Raw genomic sequence first — 15,183 nt, forward strand, 5'->3', positions numbered from 1 at the left:
CGCCGAGGCCCCGCGCGTGGTCCATCCGCGGCTCGCGGGCCAGCCCGCTGTCCACCACGACCCGCACGCCCGGCACGGTCAGACTGGACTCGGCCACGGAGGTCGCGAGCAGCACGCGCCGCCGCTCGCCGGGCGCGAGCGCCGCGTCCTGGACGGCGGCCGGGGCGCGGCCGTGCACTTGAAGGACGTCGACCCCGCCGAGATCACCGAGCAGACCCGCGACCCGCGCGATCTCCCCGACGCCGGGCAGAAAGCACAGCACGTCCCCGTCGCGCTCGCGCAGCGCCCGCCGCACCACCGTCGCCACATGGTCGAGCAGCGCCCGGTCCACCCGGCCCCCGGCGTGCGTCACCCGTACGGGACCGGGCGGCGGCGCCCACTCCACGGCCACCGGGTGCAGCACACCGCCGGCCTCGACCACGGGCGCGGGCGGCCCGTCGGCCCCGCCCAGCAGCGTCGCCCACGCGGCCGTGTCCGTCGTCGCGGACGCCGCGACCAGCCGCAACTCCGGCCGCAGCAGGGCCCGTACGTCCAGCAGGAACGCCATGGACGTGTCGGCGTCCAGATGCCGCTCGTGGCACTCGTCGAGCATCACCGTGCTCACACCGGGCAACTCCTGGTCGCGCTGGAGCCGTTGCAGCAGCACGCCAGTGGTGACCACCTCGACCGCCGTACGGGCCGAGACCCGCCGCTCGCCGCGGACCGTGAAACCGACGGTCTCGCCGACCCGCTCCCCGAGCAGCCAGGCCATCCGCCGGGCCGCCGCCCGCGCCGCCATCCGTCGTGGCTCCGCGACCAGCACCCGCCCGCCGAGCGCGTCGGCGATCAGCAGCGGGACCAGCGTGGTCTTGCCGGTGCCGGGCGGCGCGGCCAGGACGGCGCAGCCCGGCGACCGCAGCGCGGCCAGCAGTTCCGGTACGACGGAGGCCACCGGCAGCGCGCGCCCCTCGGCCCGGATCGCCGCGCCCACAGCCCTACCCCTGCCCGTACCGCTGCCCGTACCCCTGCCCGCGCCGATGCCCGTGCCGCTCACTCCGCCGCGCACACGAAGATCGCCGTGCCCGGCAGCAGCCGCCCGCGCAGCGGGGACCAGCCGCCCCACTCCTGGTCGTTCCACTGCGGCCACTCGGGCTCGACGAGGTCGACCAGCCGCAGGCCAGCCGCCGCGATCTCGCGGACGCGGTCGCCCAGGGTGCGGTGGTGCTCGACGTACACGGCGATGCCCCGGTCGTCCTCCTCCACGTACGGCGTGCGGTCGAAGTAGGAGGCGACGGCCGTCAGGCCCTCGGGCCCCGGCTCGTCGGGGAAGGCCCAGCGCACCGGGTGGGTGACAGAGAAGACCCAGCGCCCGCCGGGCCGCAGCACCCGCCGCACCTCCCGCTGGACGCGCGCGGTGTCGGCGATGAAGGGGAGCGCGCCGTACGCGGAGACCGCCAGGTCGAAGGAGCCGTCGGCGAAGGGCAGGGCGCCCGCGTCGGCCTGGACCAGCGGCACCAGCGGCACCAGAGGTACCGGCGGCGCGCCGCCGGCCGAGGACTCGTCGTCGATCCGCCGCGCGTGCTGGAGCTGCCGGAAGGAGAGGTCGAGCGCGACCGGCCGGGCCCCCCGGGCGGCCAGCCAGCGCGAGCACTGGGCGGCGCCCGCGCCGATCTCCAGCACGTCCTTGTCCTTCAGGGCCGCCGTCGGGCCGAGCAGCCCGGCGTCCGCCTCGTCCAGGCCCTCCGGGCCCCAGACGAAGCGGGCGTCGCCCAGGAAGTCGCCGTGCTCCACCTGGTAGTCGTCCGCGTTGCGGTCCCACCACCGGCGGTTGGCCCGGCTGCTCTCCGTGACCCCCGCGCTACGGCGGGTGGCCTCGGGTTCCTCGTGTGCCTCTCGGGGCGCTTCCCGGCGTACGTCCCGGGGATCGGGTCCTTGGATCATCGCGGCAGTCGTCGTACTCTCTGAGAAGACCTGGCACTGGGTGACTTGTGCCGGTTCGGTCCGTTACGCGCCCGGTGGGCTCTTCGTGCGTTGACCGTGCCCGGCTGCCCCCGTATGCTACAAGTTGCGCTGCGAGCCTGCGCGCCTCAGACAGAGCAGGCTGCGCTCGGAATCTGTTGCATACCCCTCGGCCCCACGGCTGTCCGGAATTCGGCAGGAGCGAAAAGGGCTTACGGCGTAGCAGTACCTACGACTTACTGTCCGTACCGGAGTCCTTTCCCTAATGACGAGCAGCACCGAGGCCCCTCGCACCACCCCGCAGGTGGCGGTCAACGACATCGGCAACGAGGAAGCCTTCCTCGCCGCGATCGACGAGACGATCAAGTACTTCAACGACGGCGACATCGTCGACGGCGTCATCGTGAAGGTCGACCGGGACGAGGTCCTGCTCGACATCGGTTACAAGACCGAAGGTGTCATCCCCTCCCGCGAACTCTCCATCAAGCACGACGTCGACCCCAATGAGGTCGTCGCCGTGGGCGATGAGATCGAGGCCCTTGTTCTCCAGAAGGAGGACAAGGAAGGCCGCCTGATCCTCTCGAAGAAGCGCGCTCAGTACGAGCGTGCCTGGGGCACCATCGAGAAGATCAAGGAAGAGGACGGCATCGTCACCGGCACCGTCATCGAGGTCGTCAAGGGTGGTCTCATCCTTGACATCGGCCTCCGTGGCTTCCTGCCGGCGTCGCTCGTCGAGATGCGCCGCGTGCGCGACCTCCAGCCCTACGTGGGCAAGGAGCTCGAAGCCAAGATCATCGAGCTGGACAAGAACCGCAACAACGTGGTCCTGTCCCGCCGTGCCTGGCTGGAGCAGACGCAGAGCGAGGTCCGCCAGACCTTCCTCACCACCCTCCAGAAGGGTCAGGTGCGGTCCGGCGTCGTCTCCTCGATCGTCAACTTCGGTGCGTTCGTGGACCTCGGCGGCGTCGACGGTCTGGTGCACGTCTCCGAGCTGTCCTGGAAGCACATCGACCACCCGTCCGAGGTCGTCGAGGTCGGTCAGGAAGTCACCGTCGAGGTTCTCGACGTGGACATGGACCGCGAGCGTGTCTCCCTGTCGCTGAAGGCGACGCAGGAAGACCCGTGGCAGCAGTTCGCCCGGACCCACCAGATCGGGCAGGTCGTCCCCGGCAAGGTCACCAAGCTCGTCCCGTTCGGCGCGTTCGTCCGCGTCGACGAGGGCATCGAGGGCCTGGTGCACATCTCCGAGCTGGCCGAGCGCCACGTGGAGATCCCGGAGCAGGTCGTCCAGGTCAACGACGAGATCTTCGTCAAGGTCATCGACATCGACCTGGAGCGTCGCCGCATCTCGCTGTCGCTCAAGCAGGCCAACGAGTCCTTCGGCGCCGACCCGGCCTCGGTCGAGTTCGACCCGACGCTCTACGGCATGGCCGCGTCGTACGACGACCAGGGCAACTACATCTACCCCGAGGGCTTCGACCCCGAGACCAACGACTGGCTCGAGGGGTACGACAAGCAGCGCGAGGAGTGGGAGGGCCAGTACGCCACGGCCCAGACCCGCTTCGAGCAGCACCAGGCGCAGGTCATCAAGTCCCGCGAGGCCGATGAGCAGGCCGCGGCCGAGGCCGGTTCCGCCGCCCCCGCCGCGACCGGTGGCCCGGGTGTCTCCGGTGGCTCGTACTCCTCGGAGTCCGATGACACCTCCGGTGCCCTCGCCTCCGACGAGGCGCTCGCCGCCCTCCGCGAGAAGCTCGCGGGCGGCCAGAGCTGACCGCTCGCCGCTAGGCCACGCCACAGCACCGCGGTCCCGCACCCCTCAGGGGGTGCGGGACCGCGGTGTTTTTCGCGGGGGTCATGAGGGCGAGCCCCCGGACCCCCACCGGGGGACTACGGGGTGACGGGGATGTTGGTCAGGGACGTGCCGCCGGTGAGTGTGTTGGAGGCGTAGACGGTGGTGGGGCAGTCGGCGGAGTAGTTGGTGACGTAGATCGCCGTCCGCGTCAGGCCGGTGGCGCCGGTGAGGTCGGAGGTGTTGTCGCGGAAGACGGTGCCGCAGCCCCAGCCGGGCTGCTGGGTGTGGGTCTGGTAGCCGTCGTTGAGGGTGTGGGCGCCGGTGTTGCCGGTGATGGTGTAGCCGTTGCCTTTGACGTCGATCCAGGAGTCGTCGTAGTTGGTCATGCTGAGGCCGCTGCCGTCGAAGGTGTTGCCGGAGACCAGGCCGCCGGTGGTGCCTTCCTTGAGGTCGATGTTCTCGGCGCCGATGTTGGGGCCGATGACGTTGTCGAGGATCTGCACCCGGTCGCTCTTGTCGGTCAGGGTGTTGGCGGTGCCGACGTAGACGCCCTCGCCGTATCCCGGCCGCTGGAGCCCGGTGTCGTAGATCCGCGAGTTCTTGAGCACGCCGTCCGTGCTGGAGGTACGGAAGTGCACGCCCTCCATCTGGAGCCCGTGCACGGTCACCGAGTCGATGACGACATGCGCGGCGGCGTCAGTGACGATGCCCTTCTGGCCGCCCGTGACGCTGACCCCCTTGACGGTCCAGTAGCTCGCGCCGTTCAGATAGAGGCCGTAGCCGCCGGAGGAGGTGAGCACGGCGTTCGAGGAGCCGGTGAGCGTGATCCGCTCGGCGGCCGTGCCGGACACGGTGACCTTGAAGTTGCCGGTGTACGTGCCGTCGGCGAGATGGATCGTCTGGCCGGGGGCGGCGGCGGTCAGCGCCGCCTTCAGCTCCTTGGCCGTGGTCACCTCGACGGTGGTCGCCGCGGCGGCCGTCGCCGCACCGGTCGTCGTCGCGCTGGCCGGTGTCGCGTACGAGAGCAGCCCGGCGAGCAGCGCCGCGACGGGCAGGGCCACCGGCAGGGTCAGAAGCGTGTGGGGTCGCATCCGCGTCCTTCCATGGTTCTACGTATATGAATCTTGGTCGCCCATGTGAACATATGGACGTAACGAGAGAAGGTAGGGCCCACCCGACGGACCGTCAAGACGTCCGGGTTCCGGGCGGACGCGTGGGAATGGCCGGGCGGTTACGTTCGTTGAGGGGGGAGAGAGCGAGGAGGACGATCATCGTGCTGGATCCGCAAGGGCTGTACGAATACGTGCCGGGCGGGGCCGAGGCCGTCGACGCAGCGGTCGGAGACGCAGGTCCCGTGCTGCTGTACCACTTCGAGGGGTACATGGACGCCGGGGACACCGGCGAGCAGATCAGCGAGCAGTTGCTGGACCGCCTGGACAATCAGCTCGTCGCGCGCTTCGACGCCGACCGGCTGGTCGACTACCGCGCCCGCCGCCCGCTGATGACCTTCGAACGCGACCACTGGACCTCCTACGAGGCGCCGGAGATCGACCTCTATCTGGTGCGGGACACCACCGGCACCCCCTTCCTGCTGCTCACCGGCTCCGAGCCGGACGTGGAGTGGGAACGGTTCGCGACCGCCGTGCTCCAGGTCATCGAACGCCTGGGCGTACGCCTCGCCATCAACTTCCACGGCATCCCGATGGGCGTGCCGCACACCCGGCCCGTGGGCCTCACCCCGCACGGCAACCGGGTCGACCTCATGCCCGGCCACCGCGCCTGGTTCGAGGAGGCCCAGGTCCCCGGCAGCGCCGCCTCCCTCATCGAGCTGCGGCTCGCCGAGGCCGGCCGGGACGTGCTCGGCGTCGCCGCCCACGTCCCGCACTACCTCGCGCGTTCGCCCTACCCGGACGCCGCCCTCGCCGTCCTGGAGACGATCACCGCCGCCACCGGCCTCGTCCTCCCCGAGATCGCCCACGCCCTGCGCAATGAGGCGCACACCGTCCGCGTCGAGATCGACCGCCAGGTCGCCGAAGGCGACGGCGAACTCGTCTCCGTCGTGCGCGGCCTCGAGTCCCAGTACGACGCCGTCGCCGGCTCCCAGTCCCGCGAGAGTCTCATCGCCGAGGCCGTCGAGCTTCCCTCCGCCGACGATCTCGCCGCCGAGTTCGAACGCTTCCTCGCCGACCGCGAGGACGACTAGCGCCTGCGGCGCGCTCACGAAAGAGGGTTCGCGTCATGAGGGCGCGGCCCTCTTCCGGCTCCCCTCCGGGAGGGCCCGCCCCCCGATCCTTCAGGGGCGCGGCGCACCTGCCCGCGCTTGCGCAAGACCTGGGTTTTTACGGGCGCGGCCTCTCGACGGTCCCTTGCGCAGGACCTGCTTTTAGGGGCGCTGGGGGCACCTCCCAGCGGTAGCTGGGGGAGGAACTGCGCGCTCAGCCACGGTGGCGGCGAGCTGTGAAAACCGGCCCCAGCGGGGCAGATGCTGTCTGTTTTCGGGCTGAAAGCCCGGCGGGGGCGGGCCGCGCAGTTCCCCGCGCCCCTGAAAAGCATGGTCCTGCGCAAGGCGCGGGCACGGGGCCCGTAAGCTGGCGGCATGCTGAACGTCGGGCTGACCGGAGGAATCGGGTCAGGAAAAAGCTCCGTGGCGAAACTGCTGGTGGCGCACGGCGCGATCCTGGTGGACGCGGACCGCATCGCCCGCGAGGTGGTGGAGCCCGGCACGGACGGCCTGGCGGCCGTGACGGCCGAGTTCGGCCCGGAGGTGCTGGCGGCGGACGGGACACTGGACCGCCCGAAGCTCGGCGCGATCGTCTTCGCGGACGAGGCCCGGCGCAAGGCGCTGAACGCGATCGTGCACCCGCTGGTCGGCCGCAGGTCGCAGGAGCTGCTGGCGGCGGCGGCCCCGGACGACATCGTGGTCAACGACGTACCGCTGCTGGCGGAGAACGACCTGGCCTCGTTCTACGACGTCGTGATCGTCGTGGACGCGGCCCCGGCCACGCAGATCGAGCGCCTGGTACGGACGCGCGGGATGACCGAGGACGAGGCGCGTGCGCGGATGGCGGCGCAGGCCGGCCGCGAGCAGCGCACCGCCATCGCGGATCTGGTGATCGACAACGACGGACCGCTGGAGGAGCTGGAGCCGCAGGTCCGCGCGGTGTGGCAGCGGCTGCGGGAGCTGGCGGCGGCCGGGACGGCGTAGTCGTCCGGGGAATGTGGTTGCCGACGACGACGTTGGGTATGTCAGACCAGACGATCAGTCGTCACCCGTGCCCGAATTCAGGGAGGCGGCCTTGCACGAGCGAACCCCAGAGACGCACGTCATCGACTTTCGCGCCGCGGAGCAACTGCTGGAGGCGCGTGACCCGCGCGGCGCCGTACAACTCCTCGACCCGGTGATCTCGGCCCATCCGGAGAACACCGCGGCCCGCCTGCTGCGCGCCCGCGCGTTCTTCGCGGCGGCCCAACTGCGCCCGGCGGAGCTGGAGTTCCAGATAGTGCTGGAGCGCGAGCCGGACAACGCCTTCGCGCACTTCGCGCTGGCCCGTACGCTGCAACGCGCGAACCGCGCCGACGAGGCCCAGCGCCACTTCCGGCTCGCCGCCGCGCTCGACCCCCGGCCGGACTATCTGGCCGCTGCCCGTTTCGACGACGCCGGCTGACGGCCATGGAAGTCGTCGTGGTGCTGCTGATCATCATCGCGGTGGTCGCCCTGATCGGCGTGTCCAGCAGCCTGAAGGTGGTCAAGCAGTACGAGCGCGGGGTGATCTACCGCTTCGGCCGGGTCAACCGGCTCCCCAAGGAGCCGGGCCCGCGCATGCTGGTGCCCTTCATGGACAAGATGACCAAGGTCAACATGCAGGTCGTCACCATGCCGGTGCCGTCCCAGGACGGCATCACCCGGGACAATGTGTCGGTACGGGTCGACGCGGTGCTCTACTTCCGGGTCATCGACCCGATCCGGGCCACCGTGGACGTGCAGAATTACCAGTTCGCGATGTTACAGGTCGCGCAGACCTCGCTGCGCTCCATCATCGGCAAGAGCGAACTCGACGATCTGCTGTCCGGCCGCGAACGCCTGCACGAGGGGCTGGAGTTGATGCTGTCCACGCCCGCCACCGGCTGGGGCGTGCACATCGACCGCGTCGAGATCAAGGACGTGGCGCTGCCCGAGTCCATGAAGCGGTCGATGGCCCGGCAGGCGGAGGCGGACCGGGAGCGGCGGGCCCGGATCATCACCGCCGACGGTGAGTTGCAGGCGTCCCAGAAGCTCTCCGAGGCGGCCAGGACCATGGACGCCAACCCGTCCGCCCTCCAACTGCGCCTCCTCCAGACGGTGGTGGAGGTCGCGGCGGAGAAGAACTCGACCCTGGTGATGCCCTTCCCCGTCGAGATGCTGCGCTTCTTCGACCGGGCCGCGGGCAGCGGCGCCGGCCAGGGTCCGAAGCCGAGGGAGAGTGCGACGGCGACCGGCGAAGTGACGGCCGCGCAGCCGCAGCCAGCCGTGGAGCCCGGGGCCGACGAGCCGCCCGCGATCGACGGGAAGCAGCAGGGCCCGCTCCAGATCCCGGACCCGCGCACGTCCGAGGAGTGAGCCGGAGGCCGTAGCCGTGGGACGCGAGCGGGCGGAGCGATCCGCCCGCTCCCGTCCTTCGTCAGGGTGTCAGCGCGTCCAGTCGATCTTGAACACCCACGCGTACCGCCCCTTCGCCCGCGCCGCCGCGGGCACCCGTACGGTCAGCGTGCCGCCGTCGAACTCCCAGTCCAGCGGCCGGTCGTGGCCGAGCATCGTCACCCGGTCGCCCTTGCGGATCGGCACCGGGGCGGACACCGCCAGCGTGCTGCCCGGTTCGACGAGCGAGGAGACGTAGAACGCCTTGCCCTGCTTGACGCTGAACCGCAGGTCGCCGAGTTGCGCCATCGGCGCCCAGTACGTCGTGCCGTACACCGACTCGCCGTTGACCTTCAGCCAGGCGCCGGTCTCGCGCAGCCGCCGCTCCATGATCGCCGGGATCGTGCCGTCGGCCTTGGGCCCGATGTCCAGCAGGAAGTTGCCGTTCTTGCTGACGATGTCCACCAGGCTCCGCACCACCTCCTCCGCCGTCATGTAACGGTCGTCGGGGGTGGCGCTGTTGTAGCCGTAGCTGTGCGGGTCGAGACCGCGACTGGCCTCCCACTTGGCCACCACCGTGGAGTTGTACGTGGTGTACTCCGGCGTCGTGAAGTCGTGCGGGGCGATGCCCGAGCGGTCGTTGACCGTGACGTCCTTGGGGCGGCCCCGGTTCTTGGCGTTGTTGAAGTACTCGGCCAGTACGTGCTCGCTGTCGTTGTCCCCGCCGATGTCGCACCAGATGACGTCCGGGTCGTAGCCGTGGATCAACTCCCGCATCTGCGGCGCCTGGTAGTCCTTCACGAAGTCCTTGCCCGCGGTGTAACCGGTGTATGGCACGGGCGCGAGCGTGTACGGATTGCGCGGCGCGTGCCCCATCCACGGGCTGTCGGGGTTGAACCACTCCGGCATCGAGAAGTACAGCCCGTTGCGGAGTTCCGGCGTGTACCGGCGGGAGGCCGCGAAGAGGTCGCCGACCAGGTCGCGGTGCGGGCCCATCCGTACCGCGTTGCGGTCGGAGACCTTGGTGTCCCACAGCGCGAAGCCCTCGTGGTGCTTGGACGTCAGCACGTAGTACTCGGCGCCCGCGTCGCGGAACAGCTCCACCCAGGACCGCGGGTCGAAGCGGCTCGCGGTGAACATCGGGATGAAGTCGTCGTACGCGAAATCCTCGCCGTAGGTCTGCGCGTGGTAGGCGTGGACGGGGTCGTCGACGCCTTGCAGCGAATTCCAGTACCACTCGGCGTACGAGCCGCCGACCGGTGACCAGGCAGGCACCGAGTAGACGCCCCAGTGGATGAAGATGCCGAATTTGGCGTCGTTGAACCAGTACGGCGCCTGGTGGGTGCTGAGCGAGGCGTCGGTGGGCCGGTAGTCGGGGGTGCCGAGGATGAGCGGGGTGCTGCGGGCGGAGGCGGTGCCGCCGCGGCCGCAGACGCGGACGGTCCCGGTGGCGGCCGTGCCCGGCGCGGTGCCCGCGGTGTTGCGGATGCCGATCCGCAGCCGGGCCTGCTCGCCGGGGGCCAGCAGCGGTATCGCGGCCGGGGCCACCGTACGGGCGCCCGGCGCGGTGACGTCCACGGTCACGGCGTCGGAGGCGGCGATCCACGCGGTGCCCGCGTTGAGTACGGTCGCCTCGACGCTCTGGGCGCCGCGCGGTCCGGTCAGGGAATGGGTGGAGGCGGCCGAGCGCAGCAGCAACGCCCGCCCGGTGGCGGCCGGTTGCAGCGACAGCGCGAAGACGTGCAGCGCGGAGGTGCCCTCCTGCGCGGGGCCCGTGGTGGGCAGGGTGACGGCGACGGCCTCGCGGGCCGGGTCGGTCCACAGGTCGCTGACGCCCATGGCGACCGGGTGCTGGTCGGTGCCGCCGGGGGAGTAGCGGAAGGACGTCGTCAACTCCCCGCCGCCCGCGTACCAGTCGGAGCCGCCGAGCGACGCGCTGGACGTACCGCCGTCGGCGTAGTGCACGGTCGCGGTGCCCGAGGCGGCGCCGTAGCTGCACGAGACGAGGAAGGCGGCGGACAGGTAGTGGCCCGACGGCAGGTCGACGCGCTGGCCGTTGGCGACGATGTTGTTCTTCGCCCCGGCTGCGGAGGACGGGAAGAGGAAGTTCACTCCTCCGATGACTACCGGTCCTGCGGGAAGTTCCTCGCCGGGGAAGGAGTAACCGGAACCGTCGAAGTTCCCGCCGCGCGCGGCTGCGGTGTCGATGCCGTCATTGTCGTACCAGGCGTCAAGGGGGACCGGTACGACATCGGGGACGGGGCTCCACGCGTCCGGAGCGTGGGCCGAGGTATGGGCGGGATCGCTGGTGTCGGCGGTGTCGGCCGCCGCGCTTCCGGTGAAGATCGCAGTGCTGCCCACGGCGGCCCCGGCTGCCATTCCGAGCACCCGGCGTCGTGGGAACCCCTGCATTGGGGACATGCGCCCTCCTTGCGTCCTGTGTGGAGCGGCTCATTCCGGATGAGAAATACATCCGATGAGTGATCCTGGAGAGGCAGGGCGTCGCTGTCAATGGATGTGACAGGAAAGGACTTTGGGGCGCACGGGACCGCCACGCGGCGCGTGGCCGGACGTACGGAGTCTGTTCAGAACAGCGGTGCGGGCAGCACGCCCTCCAGCGCCAGCAGCGTCCGCTTGATCTCCAGGCCGCCGCCGAAGCCGCCTATGCCGCCGCCGCTCTCCACCACCCGGTGGCACGGCACCACCAGCGGTATCGGATTCGCGCCCATCGCGGTCCCGACCGCGCGGGCCGCCCCCGGCTCGCCCACCCGGTCGGCCAGGTCCTGGTACCCGACGACCGTGCCGTACGGCACCCCGGCCGCCAGCTCGCGCAGCACCCGGCGGTTGAAGCCGGTGGTCAGCGACCAGTCCAGGTCGAGTGAGAACTCCTTCAGCGAACCCGCGAAGTACGCCTCCATCTGCTCGGTGACCGGCGCCAGCCGGGCCGCGTCCTCGACCGGCTCGCCGCCCAGCCGCCGCCCCATCGTCGCCACCGCGCGCCGTACCGTCGCCTCGTCCGCCCGGAAACCGACATTGACCAGCCCCTCGTCGGTCGCCGCCACCAGCAGCGGCCCGATCGGGGTCTCCATGACCGTCCAGGCGGTGTTGTTCGTCACGCGTCCAGCCTAGATCGGGGGTCCGACAACGGGCCGCCGCCGCGGTCCGCGGCGGCCCGCGCGTCCGGGCCCGGACGATTGTCGGTGGTGGGTCGTACGGTGGTCACATGCGGCCCGTATCAGACATCGAACGCAGTGTGGCGCCCTTCGAGGTCGTCAGCCCCTACCAGCCCAGCGGCGACCAGCCCACCGCCATCGACGACCTCGAGAAGCGGATCCGCGGTGACGAGCAGGACGTCGTGCTGCTCGGCGCGACCGGTACGGGCAAGTCCGCCACCACCGCGTGGATGATCGAGCGGCTCCAGCGCCCCACCCTGGTCATGGCGCCGAACAAGACGCTCGCCGCCCAGCTCGCCAACGAATTCCGCGAGCTGCTGCCGAACAACGCGGTCGAGTACTTCGTCTCGTACTACGACTACTACCAGCCCGAGGCGTACGTCCCGCAGACGGACACGTACATCGAGAAGGACTCCTCGATCAACGAGGAGGTGGAGCGGCTGCGGCACTCCACCACCAATTCGCTGCTGACCCGGCGCGATGTCATCGTGGTCGCCTCCGTGTCCTGTATCTACGGCCTCGGCACCCCGCAGGAGTACATCGACCGCATGGTGCGGCTCAATGTCGGCGACGTCATCGACCGCGACCAGCTCCTGCGGAAATTCGTCGACATCCAGTACGCGCGCAATGACGTGGCCTTCGCCCGCGGCACCTTCCGGGTGCGCGGCGACACCATCGAGATCTTCCCGGTCTACGAGGAACTGGCCGTCCGCATCGAGATGTTCGGCGACGAGATCGAGGCGCTGTACACACTGCACCCGCTCACCGGCGAGGTGATCACCGAGGACCGGCAGATCTACGTCTTCCCCGCCACCCACTACGTCGCGGGCCCCGAGCGGATGGAACGCGCCATCGCGGGCATCGAGAAGGAGCTGGAGGGCCAGCTCGCCCTGATGGAGAAGCAGGGCAAGCTGCTGGAGGCCCAGCGGCTGCGGATGCGTACCACGTACGACATCGAGATGATGCGGCAGATCGGCACCTGCTCCGGCATCGAGAACTACTCGCGGCACATCGACGGCCGCGAGCAGGGCTCCGCGCCCGACACCCTCATCGACTACTTCCCCGAGGACTTCCTGCTGGTCATCGACGAGTCGCACGTCACCGTGCCGCAGATCGGCGCGATGTACGAGGGCGACGCGTCCCGCAAGCGCACGCTGGTCGACCACGGCTTCCGGCTGCCGTCCGCGCTCGACAACCGGCCGCTGAAGTGGGAGGAGTTCCTGACCCGCGTCGGCCAGACCGTCTATCTGTCCGCGACACCCGGCAAGTACGAGCTGTCCCGCGGCGACGGCGTGGTCGAGCAGATCATCCGCCCGACCGGCCTGGTCGACCCCGAGGTCATCGTCAAGCCCACCGAGGGCCAGATCGACGACCTGGTGCACGAGATCCGGCTGCGCACGGAGAAGGACGAACGCGTCCTGGTCACCACGCTCACCAAGAAGATGTCGGAAGACCTCACCGACTACCTGCTCGAACTGGGCATCCAGGTGCGGTATCTGCACAGCGACATCGACACCCTGCGCCGGGTCGAGCTGCTGCGCGAACTGCGCGCCGGTGAGTACGACGTCCTGGTCGGCATCAACCTGCTGCGCGAGGGCCTCGACCTGCCCGAGGTCTCGCTGGTCGCGATCCTCGACGCCGACAAGGAGGGCTTCCTGCGCTCCGGCACCTCGCTGATCCAGACCATCGGCCGCGCCGCCCGTAACGTGTCGGGCCAGGTCCACATGTACGCGGACCGGATCACCCCGGCGATGGAGAAGGCCATCGAGGAGACCAACCGCCGCCGCGAGAAGCAGATCGCGTACAACAAGGAGCGCGGCGTCGACCCGCAGCCGCTGCGGAAGAAGATCGCCGGAATCCTGGACTCCTTCGCCCGCGAGGACGCCGACACCGAGGAGCTGCTGGGCTCCGGGCGGCAGCGCTCGCGGGGCAAGGCACCGGTGCCCGGACTGTCCGCCCGCGCGGGCGAGAAGCGGGGTGCGAAGTCGCTGCCCGCCGAGGAGCTGGCCGACCTGATCGCTCAGCTCACCGACCAGATGCACGCGGCGGCCGGAGAGCTGCAATTCGAGGTGGCCGCCCGGCTCAGGGACGAACTGGGCGAGCTGAAGAAGGAGTTGCGCCAGATGAGAGAAGCGGGAATGGCGTGACGCGGGACCGGCGACCGGCCGGTATTCGCCAGGAATCGCCACACGGCGAACCGGGATACCGTTGCGCGGCGTCTTGTTAGGGTGCGGGACAACCGCACACACGGGTGAGAGGGGACAGCGCGTGACGGTCAACATGACCAAGGGCCAGAAGATCAGCCTGAGCAAGGCCGACGGAGGGACGCTGACGGCGATCCGGATGGGGCTGGGCTGGCAGGCCGCGCCGCGCCGCGGACTGTTCGGGTCCCGCACCCGGGAGATCGACCTGGACGCCTCGGCCGTGCTCTTCGCGGACAAGCAGCCGGTCGACGTGGTGTTCTTCCAGCACCTGACCAGCGACGACGGCTCGGTCCGGCACACCGGTGACAATCTGGTCGGCGGTGCGGGCCAGGGCGGCGACGACGAGTCGATCATCGTCGACCTCCAGCGCGTACCGGTCCATGTCGACCAGATCGTCTTCACGGTGAACTCCTTCACCGGCCAGACCTTCGCCGAGGTGCAGAACGCGTTCTGCCGCCTGGTCGACGAGACCAACGGGCAGGAGCTGGCCCGCTACACGCTGACCGGCGGCGGCCAGTACACGGCGCAGATCATGGCCAAGGTGCAGCGCGGCGCGACCGGCTGGTCGATGACGGCCATCGGCACGGCGGCCAACGGCCGGACGTTCCAGGACCTCATCCCGGCCATTCTGCCCGCGCTCTGAGGCCGCACGGCCGCTGAGGCGGCCCCGGCCCGCGGGCCGGAACACGCACACACGAACAACGGGAACGGGAACGGGGGGCGGCGGACATGACGGCCGAACTGGTCCGGGGACAGAACCATCCGCTGCCGGGCACCCGGATGGAGATCCGGGTGTCGGCGGGCACCCCGGTGGTGGCCGCGGTCACTCTCGGGGACGAGCGGGGGCGGGTCGTCGGCGACACCTCGCAGTGGCTGGCGCACCCCGGTGCGCCGCAGCTCCCCGGCGTCGAGGTGCCCCGGCAGGCCGCCGCCGAGCACCGGCTCGCGGTGGACCTCGGCGCGATGCCGCCGCAGGTGCACCGGGTGCACGTACTGCTCGCGCTGCCGGGCGCCGCGGGCCGCCCCGGCGCACCCGCCGCCTTCGGCGCCGCCCCTGCCCCGCATCTCGCCGTCACCACCACCGAGGGTGAGGCCATCGCCGGATTCACCATGACCGGCCTCGGCCCCGAGACGGCGCTGCTGGCCATCGAGCTGTACCGGCGGCAGGGCGCCTGGAAGGTGCGCGCCGTCGGCCAGGGGTACGAGGGCGGTCTGCCCGCGCTGCTGCTCGACCAGGGTGTCCCGGAGCCCGCGGGGGTGGCCGCGGGCATCGACGAGGCGGTGGGGCGCGAGCTGTCGCGCTCGGTCGACCTGCCCGCCGCGCCGCGTACGGTCCCGCCGCCCAGGGCCGCGACCGCGGCTCCGGCCGCCACGCCGAGCCCTGCCCAGAGCTCCGCCCAGGCCCCTGCTCCGGTCACGGACCAGACCTCTGTCCCGAGCCCCGCCGCGGACCCCGCTCCG

At 70.7% G+C, this 15,183-nt stretch carries 13 protein-coding genes; 8 read left to right on the plus strand and 5 right to left on the minus strand.

What is annotated here, in order from left to right; genetic code table 11:
- Together BGM09_RS22020 and BGM09_RS22025 are read right to left on the minus strand one after the other, a co-directional pair.
- On the minus strand, positions 1–970 hold a 970-nt coding region (locus BGM09_RS22020), incomplete at its 3' end, for a DEAD/DEAH box helicase (RefSeq protein ID WP_317452827.1).
- Between the two features lie 59 nt (positions 971–1,029).
- Positions 1,030–1,920 carry a class I SAM-dependent methyltransferase gene (locus tag BGM09_RS22025; RefSeq protein WP_188283395.1) on the minus strand — a complete coding sequence of 297 codons (891 nt, stop codon included), beginning with the start codon at positions 1,918–1,920 and terminating at the stop codon, positions 1,030–1,032.
- 283 nt (positions 1,921–2,203) lie between these two features.
- Between BGM09_RS22025 and rpsA the strand changes: the two genes are divergently transcribed.
- Positions 2,204–3,709 carry a 30S ribosomal protein S1 gene (rpsA, locus tag BGM09_RS22030; protein WP_188283396.1) on the plus strand — a complete coding sequence of 502 codons (1,506 nt, stop codon included), beginning with the start codon at positions 2,204–2,206 and terminating at the stop codon, positions 3,707–3,709.
- Positions 3,710–3,825: 116 nt separating this feature from the next.
- Here the strand turns inward: rpsA and BGM09_RS22035 are convergent, their stop codons facing one another.
- Positions 3,826–4,821: a right-handed parallel beta-helix repeat-containing protein gene (locus BGM09_RS22035; protein WP_188283397.1), complete on the minus strand. Its 996-nt coding sequence runs from the start codon at positions 4,819–4,821 to the stop codon at positions 3,826–3,828.
- Between the two features lie 182 nt (positions 4,822–5,003).
- On the opposite strand from BGM09_RS22035, the gene BGM09_RS22040 reads away from it, so the two are divergent.
- The 4 genes from BGM09_RS22040 (at position 5,004) to BGM09_RS22055 (ending at position 8,327) form a co-directional block, all read left to right on the plus strand.
- Positions 5,004–5,933: a PAC2 family protein gene (locus BGM09_RS22040; protein ID WP_188283398.1), complete on the plus strand. Its 930-nt coding sequence runs from the start codon at positions 5,004–5,006 to the stop codon at positions 5,931–5,933.
- A 393-nt stretch (positions 5,934–6,326) separates the two neighbouring features.
- On the plus strand, positions 6,327–6,935 hold the full coding sequence (gene coaE, locus BGM09_RS22045; RefSeq protein WP_188283399.1) for a dephospho-CoA kinase: 609 nt from the start codon (positions 6,327–6,329) through the stop codon (positions 6,933–6,935).
- Between the two features lie 91 nt (positions 6,936–7,026).
- Positions 7,027–7,395: a tetratricopeptide repeat protein gene (locus BGM09_RS22050; RefSeq protein ID WP_188283400.1), complete on the plus strand. Its 369-nt coding sequence runs from the start codon at positions 7,027–7,029 to the stop codon at positions 7,393–7,395.
- A 5-nt stretch (positions 7,396–7,400) separates the two neighbouring features.
- Complete coding sequence (locus tag BGM09_RS22055; RefSeq protein ID WP_188283401.1) at positions 7,401–8,327, plus strand: slipin family protein; 927 nt, start codon at positions 7,401–7,403, stop codon at positions 8,325–8,327.
- A 69-nt stretch (positions 8,328–8,396) separates the two neighbouring features.
- Here BGM09_RS22055 and BGM09_RS22060 read toward each other — a convergent pair whose 3' ends face one another.
- Complete coding sequence (locus BGM09_RS22060) at positions 8,397–10,724, minus strand: alpha-L-fucosidase (RefSeq protein ID WP_317452828.1); 2,328 nt, start codon at positions 10,722–10,724, stop codon at positions 8,397–8,399.
- A gap of 206 nt (positions 10,725–10,930) precedes the next feature.
- Positions 10,931–11,434 carry a methylated-DNA--[protein]-cysteine S-methyltransferase gene (locus tag BGM09_RS22065; protein ID WP_188283406.1) on the minus strand — a complete coding sequence of 168 codons (504 nt, stop codon included), beginning with the start codon at positions 11,432–11,434 and terminating at the stop codon, positions 10,931–10,933.
- Between the two features lie 134 nt (positions 11,435–11,568).
- On the opposite strand from BGM09_RS22065, the gene uvrB reads away from it, so the two are divergent.
- The 3 genes from uvrB to BGM09_RS22080 form a co-directional block, all read left to right on the plus strand.
- On the plus strand, positions 11,569–13,665 hold the full coding sequence (gene uvrB / locus BGM09_RS22070) for an excinuclease ABC subunit UvrB (protein ID WP_188283402.1): 2,097 nt from the start codon (positions 11,569–11,571) through the stop codon (positions 13,663–13,665).
- A gap of 121 nt (positions 13,666–13,786) precedes the next feature.
- On the plus strand, positions 13,787–14,365 hold the full coding sequence (locus tag BGM09_RS22075) for a TerD family protein (RefSeq protein WP_188283403.1): 579 nt from the start codon (positions 13,787–13,789) through the stop codon (positions 14,363–14,365).
- A gap of 86 nt (positions 14,366–14,451) precedes the next feature.
- Positions 14,452–15,183 (plus strand): TerD family protein (locus BGM09_RS22080; protein WP_188283404.1); only part of this gene is annotated, 732 nt, incomplete at its 3' end.

The organism is Streptomyces sp. CBMA29 (assembly GCF_014596445.1).
GTDB lineage: Bacteria > Actinomycetota > Actinomycetes > Streptomycetales > Streptomycetaceae > Actinacidiphila.

Excerpts from the sequence above, each read along its gene's own strand:
- BGM09_RS22060 (WP_317452828.1), bottom strand. The coding sequence starts at position 10,724 with ATGGCAGCCGGGGCCGCCGTGGGCAGCACTGCGATCTTCACCGGAAGC.
- BGM09_RS22065 (WP_188283406.1), bottom strand. The coding sequence starts at position 11,434 with ATGGAGACCCCGATCGGGCCGCTGCTGGTGGCGGCGACCGACGAGGGG.
- coaE (WP_188283399.1), top strand. The coding sequence starts at position 6,327 with ATGCTGAACGTCGGGCTGACCGGAGGAATCGGGTCAGGAAAAAGCTCC.
- BGM09_RS22035 (WP_188283397.1), bottom strand. The coding sequence starts at position 4,821 with ATGCGACCCCACACGCTTCTGACCCTGCCGGTGGCCCTGCCCGTCGCG.
- uvrB (WP_188283402.1), top strand. The coding sequence starts at position 11,569 with ATGCGGCCCGTATCAGACATCGAACGCAGTGTGGCGCCCTTCGAGGTC.
- BGM09_RS22025 (WP_188283395.1), bottom strand. The coding sequence starts at position 1,920 with ATGATCCAAGGACCCGATCCCCGGGACGTACGCCGGGAAGCGCCCCGA.
- BGM09_RS22055 (WP_188283401.1), top strand. The coding sequence starts at position 7,401 with ATGGAAGTCGTCGTGGTGCTGCTGATCATCATCGCGGTGGTCGCCCTG.
- rpsA (WP_188283396.1), top strand. The coding sequence starts at position 2,204 with ATGACGAGCAGCACCGAGGCCCCTCGCACCACCCCGCAGGTGGCGGTC.